Annotated in this window: 16 protein-coding genes; 10 read left to right on the top strand and 6 right to left on the bottom strand. The window is 46.7% G+C overall.

Annotation, left to right across the window (positions count from 1 at the left end):
- Positions 1-227: 227 nt before the first annotated feature.
- Positions 228-395, top strand: coding sequence for a hypothetical protein (locus QUA74_RS28100; RefSeq protein WP_333335678.1), 168 nt, complete (start codon positions 228-230; stop codon positions 393-395).
- Between the two features lie 399 nt (positions 396-794).
- On the opposite strand, the gene QUA74_RS28095 is transcribed toward QUA74_RS28100, so the two are convergent.
- A complete protein-coding gene (locus QUA74_RS28095) occupies positions 795-1,406 on the bottom strand; it encodes a hypothetical protein (protein ID WP_333335675.1) in 612 nt (203 codons plus the stop codon).
- Positions 1,407-1,724: 318 nt separating this feature from the next.
- Between QUA74_RS28095 and QUA74_RS28090 the strand changes: the two genes are divergently transcribed.
- From QUA74_RS28090 to QUA74_RS28080, 3 genes are all read left to right on the top strand, one after another.
- Positions 1,725-1,937 carry a high light inducible protein gene (locus QUA74_RS28090; protein ID WP_190659021.1) on the top strand — a complete coding sequence of 71 codons (213 nt, stop codon included), beginning with the start codon at positions 1,725-1,727 and terminating at the stop codon, positions 1,935-1,937.
- Positions 1,938-2,080: 143 nt separating this feature from the next.
- Positions 2,081-2,620, top strand: a complete 540-nt coding sequence (gene psbP / locus QUA74_RS28085) for a photosystem II reaction center PsbP (RefSeq protein WP_333060047.1) — start codon at positions 2,081-2,083, stop codon at positions 2,618-2,620.
- 116 nt (positions 2,621-2,736) lie between these two features.
- Positions 2,737-3,387 (top strand): nucleoside triphosphate pyrophosphatase, encoded by a 651-nt coding sequence (locus QUA74_RS28080; RefSeq protein WP_333335672.1) that lies wholly within the window; start codon positions 2,737-2,739, stop codon positions 3,385-3,387.
- 39 nt (positions 3,388-3,426) lie between these two features.
- Here QUA74_RS28080 and QUA74_RS28075 read toward each other — a convergent pair whose 3' ends face one another.
- Entirely contained in the window at positions 3,427-4,347 is a 921-nt protein-coding gene (locus QUA74_RS28075; protein WP_333335670.1) for a calcium-binding protein, read from the bottom strand.
- Between the two features lie 302 nt (positions 4,348-4,649).
- On the opposite strand from QUA74_RS28075, the gene eno reads away from it, so the two are divergent.
- Entirely contained in the window at positions 4,650-5,930 is a 1,281-nt protein-coding gene (gene eno, locus QUA74_RS28070; protein WP_445302180.1) for a phosphopyruvate hydratase, read from the top strand.
- Between the two features lie 136 nt (positions 5,931-6,066).
- Here eno and argC read toward each other — a convergent pair whose 3' ends face one another.
- Positions 6,067-7,125 (bottom strand): N-acetyl-gamma-glutamyl-phosphate reductase, encoded by a 1,059-nt coding sequence (argC, locus tag QUA74_RS28065; protein WP_333335667.1) that lies wholly within the window; start codon positions 7,123-7,125, stop codon positions 6,067-6,069.
- 467 nt (positions 7,126-7,592) lie between these two features.
- Here argC and QUA74_RS28060 point away from each other — a divergent pair, with 467 nt between their 5' ends.
- On the top strand, positions 7,593-8,609 hold the full coding sequence (locus tag QUA74_RS28060) for a sulfate/molybdate ABC transporter ATP-binding protein (protein WP_333335664.1): 1,017 nt from the start codon (positions 7,593-7,595) through the stop codon (positions 8,607-8,609).
- 162 nt (positions 8,610-8,771) lie between these two features.
- On the opposite strand, the gene QUA74_RS28055 is transcribed toward QUA74_RS28060, so the two are convergent.
- Both QUA74_RS28055 and hisF read right to left on the bottom strand, forming a co-directional pair.
- Positions 8,772-9,113 carry a low temperature-induced protein gene (locus QUA74_RS28055; protein WP_333335662.1) on the bottom strand — a complete coding sequence of 114 codons (342 nt, stop codon included), beginning with the start codon at positions 9,111-9,113 and terminating at the stop codon, positions 8,772-8,774.
- A 434-nt stretch (positions 9,114-9,547) separates the two neighbouring features.
- Positions 9,548-10,339, bottom strand: a complete 792-nt coding sequence (gene hisF / locus QUA74_RS28050) for an imidazole glycerol phosphate synthase subunit HisF (protein WP_333335659.1) — start codon at positions 10,337-10,339, stop codon at positions 9,548-9,550.
- 226 nt (positions 10,340-10,565) lie between these two features.
- Here hisF and QUA74_RS28045 point away from each other — a divergent pair, with 226 nt between their 5' ends.
- The 4 genes from QUA74_RS28045 to nadB all read left to right on the top strand — a co-directional run bounded on the left by QUA74_RS28045 (position 10,566) and on the right by nadB (position 14,527).
- Positions 10,566-10,763, top strand: coding sequence for a hypothetical protein (locus tag QUA74_RS28045; protein ID WP_333335656.1), 198 nt, complete (start codon positions 10,566-10,568; stop codon positions 10,761-10,763).
- A gap of 88 nt (positions 10,764-10,851) precedes the next feature.
- Complete coding sequence (locus tag QUA74_RS28040; RefSeq protein ID WP_333335653.1) at positions 10,852-11,841, top strand: adenylate/guanylate cyclase domain-containing protein; 990 nt, start codon at positions 10,852-10,854, stop codon at positions 11,839-11,841.
- Positions 11,842-12,092: 251 nt separating this feature from the next.
- Complete coding sequence (gene psbU / locus QUA74_RS28035) at positions 12,093-12,527, top strand: photosystem II complex extrinsic protein PsbU (protein ID WP_333335650.1); 435 nt, start codon at positions 12,093-12,095, stop codon at positions 12,525-12,527.
- A 335-nt stretch (positions 12,528-12,862) separates the two neighbouring features.
- Complete coding sequence (nadB, locus tag QUA74_RS28030; RefSeq protein ID WP_333335647.1) at positions 12,863-14,527, top strand: L-aspartate oxidase; 1,665 nt, start codon at positions 12,863-12,865, stop codon at positions 14,525-14,527.
- Positions 14,528-14,537: 10 nt separating this feature from the next.
- Here the strand turns inward: nadB and QUA74_RS28025 are convergent, their stop codons facing one another.
- On the bottom strand, positions 14,538-14,777 hold the full coding sequence (locus tag QUA74_RS28025) for a hypothetical protein (protein WP_333335646.1): 240 nt from the start codon (positions 14,775-14,777) through the stop codon (positions 14,538-14,540).
- Positions 14,778-15,425 lie beyond the last annotated feature (648 nt).

The following is a 15,425-nucleotide window of genomic DNA, read 5'->3' as shown; positions in this document are numbered from 1 at the left end:
TAAAACACTCTATCACAGTTCTGGGGAAATTAAAGCCGTCCTAAAAGGACCGGGCTTTAGACCCATTTTCTTGGTAAAGATGCTTGGACTGTAAAGCTAAATGGTCACACTCGTTCCAAAATTTATGCTGTCGGCTAATGACGTGTTTCTCTACTAATTGCATTTGACTCGACCACTCAAATGGTTTATATTTTCTAGTATACCAGATTAATTAGAAGTTTGACAATATGTCTAGAATAAAATTTAAGCCTGATAACAAAGTGGCGTATGATAAGGTTCCCGTGCAGTTCAAAGTATTGCCTGGAGTTAGAGAAAAGCTTAAAGCCGTTCCTAACTGGCAAGAACGGCTTAGAGGAATTGTTGATGAATTGATTCAAGAAGTGGACAATCAGTAATATTTGTCTATATTTGGGTAGAAATTAGCTTACAGTTTCATACCCCCTCTATCAGATAAGACTAAGGCCAACTGTCACAGGACGATCGATTTTTAGGGTGCATCTTGCACCATTCTCAAGAACAGGCAAGATGCCTGTTCCACAAAGAGTGAGTTTTCTTGTGGGTGGGCATCCTGCCCGCCCGTAAAAAACCTAATTGAAAATGGTGCAACATCTCAGGTGCGTCAGACATCGTTATTGAAAGATTATTGAAGATTTCCGGTAGTAGAACACCTTACCATATATGCCAGTGGCGTCCAGGACGGCCAGACTCGGCGGTTGAAACCACGTCTACACTTGCTTCTCGTCCCAGCAGAGGAGGACTAAAGAATACAGGAGGTATTATTGCCGGATTTGATATTACTTGCTGCCCAGCCAAATCGGATAAGCAGAAGAATCCTCAGCTTTCAACTTTTGGGCCTGATAACTCTTGCTAGTCCAACTAGCAACTGTTTGCAGGCTTTCTGTCAAACAACTTTCGCTGCCAAACGCTTCAAATCCCAAAGTCCACCAGGCGCTGCCATTAATGTTCAACTGAGTAAGTTCCACGGTGCAACCTTGGGGAATTGGGGCTTCCACAGGCACAGACATCAGGGAACCAGGGGCCGAAACTTGATAAAGACGCTGCGCTCGCTTTTTCTTGACTCCCACCCACTTTCCGGTCGCCACAATATCCGCCGGTATCGGCGCCATCGTGTCCGCACAAACCCACTTCAGCCACTTCTCGGCTTTGCCTTCCCAGCGATTGGCGAACTGCATCGTCCCCAACTCTGCCTGACGCCACTTTACCTCCAAGGTTTTCCCACGCAGCTTCACTCCCAAGTAGTCGCAGTTAGGTACTAGCAAATATATGTCTTCCCGCTCTTCAGGAGGCGAAAGATACGCGCCGAGACTCTCGCTTCCAAACCATTGATTGATCGATTTTGGCAGTGCACCGCTATAAAACCACCGCATTTCCAGACTGGCCCGCATAAATTTTTCCTCCGTTCCACAATTTTTGTCAAACCCAGACTGGATTTGCCATACACCATCGACTTTTGTGCCTCTCCACTCTATCCTCCCCCCTCTGGGGCCCTGAGTCTACCCACAGTCATACCATTTTAGATTTTAGATTTTAGATTTGGGAATGACTGAGTATATAAGGGTTTAGAGCTTGCATACAGTTGCATTTTTTTTTAAACTGGTGTCAGATCGAGGTATTTAAAAAAAATTTCTCACAATCCTTTACATATCTTCACAAGTCTGTTACATTTATTTACAGTACACTAAAAACCATTTAGGAAAAAAAACATGAGTAACAGAGGCTTAATGCTGGACGACCAAGGCAAAATGAACAATTTTGCGATCGAGCCGCAAGTATACGTCGATGACGAACCCCGCACTGGCTTTACCCCCTACGCCGAACGCTTAAACGGCCGCCTTGCCATGATTGGCTTTGTTTCTCTCTTGGCTTTAGAAGTTTCGACCAAGCACGGGCTGATTAGCTGGCTGACTCACCTGTAATGATTTTGTTAACAATTAAACTATATGGCTATGGATCGCTGGCGGTACACAAACGGCGATCCATAGCTTAACTATTTTGAGGGGCAAGGTTTGGTGAGACAATTAAAATTAAATATTTTTGTTTTACCCTACCCGTAAAAAGAATGCTCAAACGAATTGCGGCAATACTTCTGGTTGTTCTAAGCCTCACCTTGACCGGTTGTGTGTCTAAAGTCACTGGACTCAAAAGCTACGTTGATACTGGCGATGGCTATCAATTTCTTTATCCTAACGGCTGGCTGCCGATCGCGGTTTCTAACGGGCCCGATGTGGTGTTCCGCGATTTGATTCAGCAAACCGAGAACGTCAGCGTGGTAATCAGTCCAGTCGCGAAGGACAAAACTCTGGCGGATTTGGGAACGCCGACGGATGTGGGATACAAGCTCAGCAAAAGTGCGATCGCCCCGAGTGATTCCGGCCGTGAAGCTGAATTAGTCAATGCAGAAGCTCGTGAATCGCGATCGAAAAACTATTACATATTAGAATATGCCGTTAAGTTGCCAAACCAAGAACGCCACAACTTAGCGAGTGTAGCCGTCAGCCGCGGCAAACTTTTTACTCTTAACGTTTCCACTACCGAAGAACGCTGGCCCAAGGTAAAAGAAGCTTTTGAGAAAGTTGTTAAATCTTTCTCTGTTTATTAGGTTTAAAAAGTAATTGGGAATGGGGCATGGGTCTTGGGGATGGGGAATAGTTTATTTTTCTTCCTTCTTACCTCTTCCTTCTTCCTTCTTCCTTCTTCCTTCTTCCTTCTTAACTTATGAAAATTCCCACTTTTGTATTAGCTTCAGCTTCTCCAGCGCGCCGTCGCCTCCTAGAAAATGCCGGAATTCAAGCTGTGATTTGCCCCAGCGACTTTGATGAAGGGCAAATACAAATGAGGGATGCCAATAAATTAGTGCAGGTTTTAGCGGAGGGAAAAGCTGAGGCGGTAGCTAAGTTTTTGCTGGCTAATTCTCACCCGCAAATTCCTAATCCCAAATCTTGTTTGGTTTTGGGATGCGATTCAATTTTGCTCATAGATGGCGAAATTCACGGCAAACCCAAGGATGCCGAAGAAGCAATCTCGCGCTGGCAGAAAATGCGCGGTAAGGTGGGCGAACTGTATACGGGTCATGCTTTAATTGATACTAAATTCGATGACTTGGGTGAGGCAAGGTCGCGATCGCTCATTCGCTGTCAAGTTACAAAAGTTCATTTTGCGGAAGTTACCTCGCGCCAAATAGCGGCTTACGTCGCTACCGGAGAGCCCCTCGCCTGTGCAGGCTGTTTTGCACTCGAAGGTAAAGGCGGCTTTTTTGTGGAACAAATCGAAGGATGTCACACAAATGTGATCGGTTTGAGCTTACCTCTGCTGCGGCAAATGCTCACCGAAATGGGATATGATGTCGTGGATTTTTGGCAATCTTAAAGTTTGTAGGGTGCGCAATGCGCACCTTACGGGTTGGGATTATCCCAGGGCGATCGCCCCGTCAGACACAGAGGTAAACTGAAGTTGACTTGGCGAAACATCCTTAACTAAACCCAAGATATTTCCGGTACTCGCTTCCCGAATCACCGTCGCCTTAGTGTTTAAAAATCTAAACTCAGTAGTTATAATCGATCCCGGAGGAATAGGCCCCCTGCTGTCGTAATCTCTGGCATCACCAATTGTGGCAAACCTTTCGGTCAAAACAAGATCGTTTCGCGTCAGTCCTCCCGCCAATCCAATTACATCTCCTTCGAGCGGATTGTAATCGAGTATAAAATCTGCTGGCACTTCTTCTGTATTCAAAGGAAAAGTTCCAATTGGAGGGGATTGCTCGGAACCAAATTCCCGCGAAGTTGCCCCGGTTTCTCTTCTAATTACAAACAAATCTGCGCCTTCTTTTCCCCAAAGTCTATCGACTCCAGCATCACCAATCAGAGTATCGTTACCGCTATCTCCGACTAAAGCATCACTCCCTTGACCCCCCCGAATAAAGTCATTGCCCGTGCCTCCATAGGCTACGTCACCACCTTGATTGCCACTGAGTAAATCGCTGCCACATTCTCCATAAAGAATGTCAAAATCTTGGCCGCCGCGAATCGTATCGTTACCGCAGCCTCCGATTAAAGTATCTATGCCGCTGTTACCGTTCATCAGTTCCGCACCACCTGAACCTCTGACAAAATCGTTACCATCTAAAGCCCGCAAACCGCCGGGAGTATTCCGCAGAATTCCGTTGGCTAATTGAACTGCGTCGTCATTGGGAGTTAAGTCAAAAAAGTTGGGGTCGCTGCCTGGATTTGGCAATGGCCCTGTGAGTAATTGGATGTTTGGGGGATCAGCAATAATTGGGTCTGAATTTTCAGCTAATGCTCTAATTTCTTGGAGATTTGTTTCTAACATCTTAGGTTTCTCCTTTTTTGATTGACTTTGGTGACATTCTGATTTTAACAAAGGTTGCAATTAAGAAATCTGCGGGAATCTGGGGTTAAAACAATCAAATTATTGTCAAACTTGCCGGAGGTCTTTATTCAACAAGTTTAGCTTATTGACACGAGTCTGCTCGTCCAAATCCGCAAATATTTTGAACTGTGTACCAATAATTCTGGGGATCGCGTACTCTATTACCCGTCAGCAGTCAGCGTGGGAAAACCCAGAGACTGCTAATTGTCATGAAACCTTGAGTTAAGTTCGGAATAATTAATATGCTAGACACTGCGATCGAATCTATTCAAGCCAGAGAAATCCTCGACTCCCGCGGTCGCCCCACCATTGAAGCGGAAGTTTACCTAGCCAACGGCGTTGTGGGGATCGCCCAAGTCCCCAGCGGTGCCTCTACAGGCTCTTTTGAAGCCCACGAACTCCGCGATGATGACAAAACCCGTTACGGCGGCAAAGGAGTCCTAAAAGCCGTTGCTAACGTCGAACACAAAATTGCCCCCGCTTTGGCTAATCTAGATGCGATCGACCAAGCACTGGTAGACCAAACCATGATTGAGTTGGACGGTTCCCCCAACAAATCCCACCTCGGCGCAAATGCCATTCTCGGAGTCTCCTTAGCCACAGCAAAGGCGGCTGCCGAGACTTTAGGACTCCCCCTTTACCGCTACTTGGGCGGGCCCTTGGCGAACGTTTTGCCCGTACCACTGATGAACGTGATCAACGGGGGTTCTCACGCTAACAATAATGTGGACATTCAAGAATTTATGATTGTCCCTGTGGGTGCGCCTTCTTTTAAAGAAGCTTTACGCTGGGGTGCAGAGGTATTTGAATCCTTGAGTAAAGTCTTAAAAGCTGAGGGTTTGCTAACTGGTGTGGGTGATGAAGGCGGTTTTGCGCCTAATCTTAAATCCAATCAAGCAGCTTTGGATTTGTTGATTGCAGCTATTGAAAAAGCTGGCTACAAACCAGGTGAACAAGTTGCTTTAGCTTTGGATGTTGCTGCTAGCGAATTTTACAAAGATGGGCAGTACACTTACGACGGTGTGGCTCATTCGCCGGCAGAATTAATCGATTATTTGGATGGTTTGGTGAGTCAATATCCCATTGTTTCGATTGAAGATGGTTTGCATGAAGACGATTGGGACAGTTGGGTAGCGCTGACGCAGAAAATGGGCAGCAAAGTTCAATTGGTTGGTGACGATTTGTTTGTTACTAATCGCACGCGGCTGCAAAAAGGAATTGATTTGAAAGCTAGCAATTCGATTTTGATTAAGCTGAATCAAATTGGTTCTTTGACGGAGACTTTGGATACGATCGACCTCGGCAAACGGAACAGCTATCGAGCCGTCATCAGCCACCGTTCCGGTGAAACTGAAGATACCACAATTGCCGATTTAGCAGTAGCGACTCGCGCCGGCCAAATCAAGACTGGTTCTTTGTGTCGCAGCGAACGAGTTGCCAAATACAACCGTTTGTTACGGATTGAGGATCAATTGGGCGATCGGGCAATTTATGCTGGGTCGATCGGTTACGGACCTAAATAACACTTGGTAATCGGTAATTGGGAATGGGTAATTGGTAATCGGTAATTGGGAATGGGTAATTGGTAATCGGTAATCGGTTAGTTTTTAATTTTCATCACCAATGCCCAATGCCCAATGCCCAATGCCCAATTACCAATTAAGGATAGAAAGCCAATTGTGGCAAACCCAAAGTTTCTTCCCAGCCCATCATCAAGTTCATGCACTGGATGCCTTGACCGGCTTGTCCCTTAATTAAATTGTCGATCGCCGACAGTACAATCACCCTGTCAGTACGCGGATCGACTTCGATGCCGATATAACAAAGGTTTGTGCCGCAAGCCCATTTTGTTTGCGGGTAAACTCCAGCCGGTAACACTTTTACCCAAGGACAATTGCGGTAAAAAGCAGTGAAAATTGTGATTAAATCTTCTCGCACCAAACCCGGATCGCGCAAAGTTGCGTACACAGTCGCCAGAATTCCCCGCACCATCGGAATTAGGTGGGGAGTAAACTGAACTTTAATATCGTGTCCCGCTAAATCGCTGCAAATTTGCTCGATTTCTGGCGTGTGGCGGTGGCGGCCAACGCCGTAAGCGCCCAGAGAGCCCTCTGCTTCAGCCAACAAGAGATTAACTTCGGCTTTGCGGCCCCCTCCAGAAGCACCGGATTTGGCGTCGATAATTGCTGTTTCTGGCACGATGAGGCCTTGTTTGAGCAAAGGTGCTAGGGCTAATAAACTAGCAGTCACGTAGCAGCCGGCACAGCCTACTAACTGAGCGTCTTTAATTCGATCGCGGTACAATTCGGGCAAACCGTAAACAGCGGTTGCAGCCACTGAGGAGTCTAATCGTTCGCCGCCGTACCAAGCTTTGTAAGTTTCCAGATTTTCAAATCTGTAGTCCGCCGACAAATCCAATACTTTGCAGCCTTTTTCAAGCAGCGTCGGTGCCATTTTGCAAGCTAAACCGTTCGGCAGCGACAGAAACACAACTTCACATTTTGCCGCTATTTTGTCTAGGTCGATCGCCTCCACTGTCAAGTCAATGCAGTTAGTCAAATGCGGATAAAGGCTGGAAAAAGGTTTTCCCGCACTGCTATCCCCGCCCAAATACACTACTTCAGCCGCTGGGTGATCCGCCAGCAGTCGCACAAGTTGCACGCCGCCGTACCCTGAAGCGCCGATAATTCCTACAGGCACACGTCCAACATCTCCCATTTTCCTTTATCCCCTCAGCCGTTGAAGTCAAAAACGCTTGAACTTTTGCTGCATTGTAGTACCAAACGCCAACTTTGGTGGCAAAGAATTGTGTTGTTTTGTTTTGGAGGTGCATTTTTGTTAATTTTCGGCTGTTTGACACCGCCCAAAAACCGATACAAAGCCCCGACTCCTTTCCTGGAGAGCCCAAAATTTTAGACCAAAGTTCCATCTTCCCGATTCCAAGCTGCAAGTAAATCTAAAATCTAAAATCTAAAATCTAAAATCGACTGACCGATCGCCAAAACCCTAAAATTAACAAACTGATGTGCGATCGTGCTATAAAAAAACTTACCTTAACCCATCCACAAACCGGAGATTAACATTTTTCCCTCTTGCCTCTTGCCTCTTGCTTCCTGTATCCTGCCTCTTCCCTCTTCCCTCTCCCCTCTTCCCTGTTCCCTCCTCCCTCTTCCTTCTTCCTACCTATGGGCATAGTTGTAGAAAACGTATCAAAACAGTTTGGCAGTTTCCAAGCACTCGATCGAGTCAGCTTAGAAATTGAATCGGGTTCCCTAGTCGCATTGCTGGGCCCGTCTGGTTCCGGCAAGTCTACACTGCTGCGACTGATTGCCGGTTTAGAAATGCCCGACTCTGGCAAAATCTGGCTGACAGGTCAAGATGCGACCAATACTAGCGTCCAAGACCGCAAAATTGGCTTCGTGTTTCAGCACTACGCGCTATTCAAGCACATGACAGTGCGAAAAAACATCGCTTTCGGGATGCAAATTCAGAAAACACCGCCCGCGAAAGTCAAATCGCGGGTAGAAGAATTGTTGAATTTAGTGCAATTGGCAGGATTGGGCGATAGATACCCGTCGCAACTTTCAGGAGGCCAGCGCCAGCGGGTGGCCCTCGCCAGGGCCCTGGCTGTGGAACCGAAAGTGTTACTGTTAGACGAACCTTTTGGAGCTCTCGATGCCAAAGTTCGCAAAGACTTGCGTGCTTGGTTGCGGCGACTGCACGACGAAGTTCACGTTACCACAGTCTTTGTGACGCATGATCAAGAAGAAGCGATGGAAGTTGCCGATCACATTACAGTAATGAATAAAGGTAAAATCGAACAAGTAGGCACACCCGCAGAAATTTACGACCATCCCGCTAGTGCTTTCGTAATGAGTTTTATCGGTCCCGTCAATGTATTGCCCAGCAGTTCGAGAATGTTTCAAGACAACGGCTTTGACTCAGCCAACCCAGAGATTTTCTTGCGCCCTCACGACGTAGTAATTGAAACTACAGAAAATAGTGCAACAGTGCCTGCAAGAATCAGTCGCTTGATTCATTTGGGATGGGAAATACAGGTAGAATTAACCTTAGATGACGGTCAAGTAGTAAACGCTAACTTGACTAGAGAAAAATTCGATAGCTTGAACTTGCAGCCCCAGCAAAGAGTGTTCGTAAAGCCGAAAGGTGCCAAGTCCTTTCCACTTTTTTATTCCATCTAAGACCAACTCTGAAAACTAAAGCTAAATTTAGATTGGATACTGCCTTTCAAAGGAGGTGGCGCGGTGCAGTGTCTCTACAAAAAAAAATTCTAGGGACACGGCACCGCGCCGTGTCCCTAATCTTTTATACTGACAACCGTCCGCTGACTACTGCGCGCTGAGTTAGTCTTTAATTTTGCTGACAGCTTTTTTGACTTGTTGCTCAAAGGATGTAGCTTCTGTATTGGAAGGATTTTTCATTTTTTCAATGTCAGCGTCTCCCTGAACTTCGTTGGGCCCTTTGCTGGCTTTTTCTTGAGTTTCTTCCAAGGACATCGGTTTTTTCAGTACAGCTTCTTGAGATTCTTTTTCAATACCCAAAAGTTGGTCTTCACCTTTGGTGGGGCTGCTGGTAACGGCAAAAGCCGGGAAAGCATTAGAAACAAACATCAAGGCACAAAAACAAACAGCTATTAAAGTGCGAACTAAACGCTTGGCAGGGAGGTTAAAGCTGATAAAAGACATACAAAATTTCTCCGTTTTTAGAAGTTTTGATCGCTAAGATTGTTAACAGGCTGAAGCTCACTCAAATTCTGCACAATCTTTAACTCAAGTTTGAGAAAAGCAACCGTTGCTCTCTTTCAAATTGAGCTAACATATAATATTTAGCTGAAAAAGCGGGTATTTGAAATCCTTCTCAGGGAATATTTCTAGATCACTGGCGTCGATCGCCCCAAGACATTTATGTAGAAGGCACTTGTGTAGAATCAAAAAAATTCTACATAAGTGCCTTCGGATGCGCCTCACATAGCGGTATCAATGTCAGTAACGGGTATTATTGTGGGGTGGCGGCAGGTTTATTTAGCGTGTTGGCATTGTGAGAGGGCGGTTGAGTGAACTCCCAGAGCGATTTGTTGAAAATGTTGCAAGATATTAAGATGCCCCCGACTCTCCACTGACTAATGACTAATAACTAATGGCTGCTGCTGTCGCACGGGAACTTGACATTTTGCTAGATAAGTTTTAATTTCTCCTACACTGAGTTGCCCGTAATGCAGCAGGGAAGCCAGCAGGGCTGCTTCTGCTTTGCCCTGTGTCACGGCTTCGTAGATGTGGTGGCAGTTGCCGGCGCCGCCGGAAGCGATGACGGGAATTTCGACAATTTCGGCAATGCTTCGAGTTAATTCCAAATCGTAACCGGCTTGAGTGCCATCAGAGTCCATGCTTGTCACCAGAATTTCGCCGGCGCCGCGCTGTTCGGCTTCTTTGGCCCAGGCGATCGCATCTTTTCCGGTATTTTCTCGCCCTCCGCGCACGTACACGTCCCAACCAGGATTATCTGCGTCTTGCCGTTTGCGAGCGTCGATCGCCACTACAATGCACTGATTACCAAATCGATCGCTGGCTTTGTCAATTAAACTCGGATCGCGCACCGCCGCCGAATTAATGCTGACCTTATCAGCGCCCGCCCTCAATAAACTTTTAATTGTGTCTAAGGATTGGATGCCACCGCCCACCGTCAAAGGGATAAATACTCGATCTGCCGTTCGGTACACCACATCGATCATAATATTCCGGTCTTCGTGAGTCGCCGTAATGTCCAGAAACACCAACTCGTCAGCACCGGCATCGTTGTAAACCTGAGCCATTTCTACCGGATCGCCAGCATCCTGAAGGTTGACAAAATTGACACCTTTGACCACGCGACCGGCTTTCACATCCAAACAAGGCAAAATTCTTTTCGACAACATAAAATTCTCGTGTTTCCAACTTATTGACCGCCGCAGCGAGGAAAAGGCTTTGTTGATATCTTCAAAAACCCGAAGTTAAGCCACAAATCTTAAAGATACCTTGTGTTTAACAATTCTCGGTCGGAGCCGGGGAGCCATTTATCAGTTTTTTTAGGCCCCCTGAGCATAAATAAAACTTGGCTCGCAGCGGGAGCCGTGAGCTTAGGTAGAATATGGGTAGAGAGTTATGTTTCCGCAAAAAGCAACAAATTTAACTCCCCAGAGACATCTTTGGGGTGAAAAATATGACAATTTCGCTTATGATCGAACCATAACTACCTTTGCGGGCGATCGAATTGTGGTTCGGCAATCCTGTATGGTTTGGTGCATCGACGATCGACTAAACAATTTTAGATTTGAGAACAGCCGATTGGAGGTTTTTTAGCAGCAATCTCAGTTATAAGCCGCGCGGTAAAGTTAAAATTTAAAGTTTAAAATCTCAAATCGGTTGACTTGATGTCGTTTTTAGGGCTGTGGTGACTTTGCAAGCCAATCCACATTTGGTACTTCGTACAGAGAAAAGCGGCAATCGCTACTTGCCGCTCTCCGGCAGCAATTGCTGGACAGTAGGGCGGAGCGATGACAATAATTTTGTACTGACCGATCGCTGGATTTCCCGTAATCACGCGATGTTACAGCAAATGGAGACAGGAGAGTTCTACCTAATCGACTTGGGCAGCCGCAATGGTTCCTTTGTCAACGGGCGGCGGGTCAGCATTCCTGTCACTCTCAGAAATGGCGATCGGATTATTTTCGGTCAAACCGAATTGGACTTCTACAACCCAACCGCGGGCCAGCCGCTCGATCCAATACACGACACAGACTCGGATGATTTTACGGCGACTTTGACGGTACGTAGCCTGATTAGCGTCATGGTAATGGACATCCGAGACTTTACTGTTTTGACTAGGCAGCTAGACGAAACCCTGCTGTCGGAAGTCATTGGCAATTGGTTCCGCAAAGCAGGACAGATCATTCGCGAACACGGCAGTTGGGTGGACAAATACATCGGCGATGCGATTATGGCCGTCTGGTTCCACAAAACCAGCGGTGTCAGCAGCGAGGAAATGATGCGGATTTGCCAAGCTTTGAGCGAACTGCACAAGGCAACAGACGAACTCAGCAGCCGTTACCCCCTGCCTTTTCCTTTGCGAGTCGGGGCGGGAATCAATACGGGTTATGCAATGGTGGGAAATTCTGGCAGCAGCGACCGATCGGACTATACCGCCTTGGGAGATACTGTAAACGCAGCATTTCGCCTGGAATCTTGCACCAAGCAACTCGGGAAGGATATCGCTGTGGGAGAAACGACCTACAAATACCTCACCCAATTGGGTGCCCAGGGCGCTTTCGAGCCGCACACCGTGGCTTTGAAGGGTTACGAAACTCCCAGCCTGACTTACGCTGGTACTTATGCTGACTTGAACGCTTTTCTCAAAAGGAAAGAAAATAGTTCTCGATAGCTAGAAAATGGGCTGCGGGGCAAAATTAACCCTTGAAAATAGCAGTCCGAGTTTTTAATTTGGACTGCCTTTTATAAACTGGCCTGCGATGCTTAAAAGTCGGTCATTATCATATATCGTCAGCCTTGTCAATACAAAAATGTAAAGTTTATAACAGCCCTCTACCTATTGCGGATTTATCTGAAAAACTGCATAAGCAAAATGGTAGTCTCTACATAAATGCTGTGTATGAAATTGGGAGACAAAACTTCATGAAACGATTGGGTCGTCTATTGGCAGTATTGGGCTTAGTGCTGGGCTGCTTTGCATGGGCTGGAGACCAAAGTGCGATCGCGGCAACCTTGAGCCGTATCGTCTTGCCATCATCCTCGCTCCTAGCTGTTGAAGTTCCGGCTAGAACCAATCGCGCCGATGAGAAGCTTGCCACAGAATACGGCAAAAAACTTGATTTGAACAACAGCGCCGTCCGGGACTTTCGGGAATTTCGAGGGTTGTATCCCACTTTAGCTCGAGTAATTATTAAGAATGCTCCTTACGAAAAAGTTGAGGACGTACTCAATATTTCAGACTTGACGGATGCTCAGAAAAAAGTGCTGCAAGCTAACATGGACAAATTCACCGTAACTGATGTTGAATCAGTCTTTATTGAAGGAGACAACCGGTTGAATAATGGTCTCTACGACTAGGTAGCAGCGGGCCTCCTTTGAAGGCATTCGCAATTGGGCAGAAGGCATTCGGCAGAAAGAAAAGATTCTTTTCTACAGGCTGATGACTTCTGCCTTTAATTTCTGAACACTTACTTTCAACCACTATTCGGCAAAAGCCGACGCAAAGTCGCTAGATTGAAATAAGCGGGATCCCCTCATTCATCTAAAATCTAAAATCTAAAATCTAAAATCTAAAATCTAAAATCTAAAATCCCTTGACTGACATTAGTTCAAGTCCCCAGATTCATCTGTAGACTCAATTCTAAAATCTAAAATCTAAAATCTAAAATCTAAAATTGACTGGCGGCCGACTTATGACTGACAAATTTGACGTATTGGTAATAGGTGCTGGCGCGGCGGGTTTGTACACAGCACTTTGCCTGCCAGAGCATTTACAGGTGGGCTTGATCAATAAAAATACCCTGCCTGTTTCTGCAAGCGATTGGGCTCAAGGAGGGATTGCCGCAGCGATCGCCCCTGAAGATTCCGCAGCGCTGCACGTTCAGGATACACTGGCTGCTGGAGCCGGTCTTTGCGATTTGGATGCGGTGAAATTTTTAGTCGAGGAAGCTGGTGCTTGCATTGACTCCCTCGTGAAAATGGGTGTTGCATTCGATCGCACCGGCCCAGATTTAGCCCTCACCCTAGAAGCCGCCCACTCCCGCCGCCGAGTTCTCCACGCCGCCGACACTACGGGCAAAGCCGTTATCAGTACGCTGACAGCAAAAGTATTGAGCCGCAAAAACATTCAACTCGTATCCCCTGCCTTTGCTTTGAGTCTGTGGCTAGACAAAACCGGGCGCTGTCAGGGGATTAGCTCGATTTGCGGCTCACAAGTCAAGTGGCTGCAGGCTAGCGCCGTAGTGCTGGCGACAGGCGGCGGCGGACAAGTTTTTGCTCAAACCACCAATCCGTCGGTAAGTACCGGGGACGGGGTGGCAATTGCGTGGCGCGCCGGGGCGCTGCTGCGAGATTTAGAATTTGTGCAGTTTCACCCGACGGCGCTGAGCACAGCCGGCGCGCCTCGGTTTCTCATTAGCGAAGCGGTGCGGGGAGAAGGAGCTCATTTGGTTGACAGTAAGGGATATCGCTTTGCTTTTGACTCTCACCCCAGCGGGGAACTCGCCCCTAGGGATGTTGTCAGCCGTGCTATTTTCCGTCACTTGCAAAAGACGGGGGAACCTCATGTTTGGCTGGATTTGCGACCGATTGCGGTCGATCGACTCCGCTACAGGTTTCCGAATATTATTCAAGTGTGCGCTGATTGGGGAATTGATATTTTTTCCGAACCAGTGCCGGTGACACCCGCAGCCCATTACTGGATGGGAGGAATTGTGGCTGACAAGTTCAACCAAACTTCGATTCCGGGTTTGTACGCGGTGGGAGAAACTGCGAGCACGGGGGTACACGGCGCTAATCGGTTGGCGAGCAATTCCCTGCTGGAATGTCTGGTTTTTGGGGCGCAGATGGGACTTTTGCAGCTAGAAGGTGGAACGCCCAAGGCACTCACAGATGAGTTAGATGCAGGGGAAATCTTGGAAAAATCGATTTCTGAAAAGGATATTGAGGCGATCGAAAAGTTGCGGGTCGAATTGCCTAATTTGGTGTGGCAGAGTGCGGGAATTTGCCGAGGACAACGCGATTTGGAAAGTGCGATCGTCCAACTTGAGATTTGGCGGCAAGAATTTGCTTCGTTGCCTTTGAGTCAAACGCTTGATAATTTACGGCCCGGCCAAATGGTTGATTTTTCCCCTGCTGAGGCGGAAAATAGCTCGATTTTGCGAAATTGGGGAGAAGTTGGCAATTTATTGGATATCGGCTACTTAATTCTCAAAAGTGCTGCGTTTCGCACCGAAAGCCGCGGCGGTCATTACCGGGTGGACTATCCCCTCACCGATCCGGATTGGTCTACGCACACATTAATTCACTATTGCAATTGGTACAAATCTGCTGCTCAATCTGGGCGAAGAGAAGATTGAAAAATTGGGGTCAGCGCGTCCCCGTACCGTCGCTTTTGGGGTTCCCGTTCGGGTCTGGTTCGTATTCTTTTGGGTAATTTGGAAACCTAGAGGTTTGGGCAACTGTCCAAGCTCTGGGGGTCGATCGGGCTTTTGTGAAATTGCTGGTTGAGTTGCTGGCAAGTCGAGCCGCATTTGCGGTACCCACTGTATTCACTTGCAGGCAGGCCGCCAGAGTTGCCGTTGTTGTGAGCTGAATCAAAGTACGCATAGTATTCACAGCCTTATTCCAATCACCGTAGTAGATCCACGTCCGTACCACCTATTATATCTATTAATTTACGTAGTTCCACTGATATCTTTATATTTCCTTTAATTAACTTTCGTAAGTTTACATAAACGTTTTTACATCAAGGGTTTTTGGCGATTTTAATTTGGTCTCAGGTTGTGATTTATTTTAATATTCTGTAACATTTAGATGAGACAGCAAGTTGCTCTCATAAGTTTTATATTTGGCTAATTCTATCTAATGACAGATGACAGATTATACGATTTAAACTTGAGATTTCAATACTTCTGACATTTTTTTGAACGGTTTCAAAAACCTTACAGGGCTTATGCTTTTAGCAGCGAGCTATTTTTTCAAAGTTAGCTGCACATCTGGCGCCTGAAAATAATATCCCGCCCAGGGCTGGATCAGGGCTGGAGGTATAAAAAATGCTCCAACTTGGTCGGAAATATTGAGAGTTTAGATTAAATGATTTAAGCATTGGGAATGACTTATTAAGCTTGTAGTTGGGAGTTTACCTACAGTTGCATTATGTTTTTTAACTGTTATTAATTAGGACTTGCTGAATAAGCGCCAAAAGCTGACGGACCTGGATTATTCGAGCGGGCGAGCGAGAGAAGTGTGCAAGAA

The sequence above is a fragment of the Microcoleus sp. LAD1_D3 genome (assembly GCF_036702135.1).
Taxonomy (GTDB): domain Bacteria; phylum Cyanobacteriota; class Cyanobacteriia; order Cyanobacteriales; family Microcoleaceae; genus Microcoleus.
This window is presented reverse-complemented; position numbering and strand designations above follow the sequence as displayed.

Excerpts from the sequence above, each read along its gene's own strand:
- QUA74_RS28095 (WP_333335675.1), bottom strand. The coding sequence starts at position 1,406 with ATGCGGGCCAGTCTGGAAATGCGGTGGTTTTATAGCGGTGCACTGCCA.
- QUA74_RS28060 (WP_333335664.1), top strand. The coding sequence starts at position 7,593 with ATGGGCATAGTTGTAGAAAACGTATCAAAACAGTTTGGCAGTTTCCAA.
- QUA74_RS28090 (WP_190659021.1), top strand. The coding sequence starts at position 1,725 with ATGAGTAACAGAGGCTTAATGCTGGACGACCAAGGCAAAATGAACAAT.
- psbU (WP_333335650.1), top strand. The coding sequence starts at position 12,093 with ATGAAACGATTGGGTCGTCTATTGGCAGTATTGGGCTTAGTGCTGGGC.
- QUA74_RS28080 (WP_333335672.1), top strand. The coding sequence starts at position 2,737 with ATGAAAATTCCCACTTTTGTATTAGCTTCAGCTTCTCCAGCGCGCCGT.
- QUA74_RS28055 (WP_333335662.1), bottom strand. The coding sequence starts at position 9,113 with ATGTCTTTTATCAGCTTTAACCTCCCTGCCAAGCGTTTAGTTCGCACT.
- QUA74_RS28045 (WP_333335656.1), top strand. The coding sequence starts at position 10,566 with ATGTTTCCGCAAAAAGCAACAAATTTAACTCCCCAGAGACATCTTTGG.
- eno (WP_445302180.1), top strand. The coding sequence starts at position 4,650 with ATGCTAGACACTGCGATCGAATCTATTCAAGCCAGAGAAATCCTCGAC.
- QUA74_RS28025 (WP_333335646.1), bottom strand. The coding sequence starts at position 14,777 with ATGCGTACTTTGATTCAGCTCACAACAACGGCAACTCTGGCGGCCTGC.
- psbP (WP_333060047.1), top strand. The coding sequence starts at position 2,081 with ATGCTCAAACGAATTGCGGCAATACTTCTGGTTGTTCTAAGCCTCACC.
- QUA74_RS28075 (WP_333335670.1), bottom strand. The coding sequence starts at position 4,347 with ATGTTAGAAACAAATCTCCAAGAAATTAGAGCATTAGCTGAAAATTCA.
- hisF (WP_333335659.1), bottom strand. The coding sequence starts at position 10,339 with ATGTTGTCGAAAAGAATTTTGCCTTGTTTGGATGTGAAAGCCGGTCGC.
- nadB (WP_333335647.1), top strand. The coding sequence starts at position 12,863 with ATGACTGACAAATTTGACGTATTGGTAATAGGTGCTGGCGCGGCGGGT.
- QUA74_RS28100 (WP_333335678.1), top strand. The coding sequence starts at position 228 with ATGTCTAGAATAAAATTTAAGCCTGATAACAAAGTGGCGTATGATAAG.
- argC (WP_333335667.1), bottom strand. The coding sequence starts at position 7,125 with ATGGGAGATGTTGGACGTGTGCCTGTAGGAATTATCGGCGCTTCAGGG.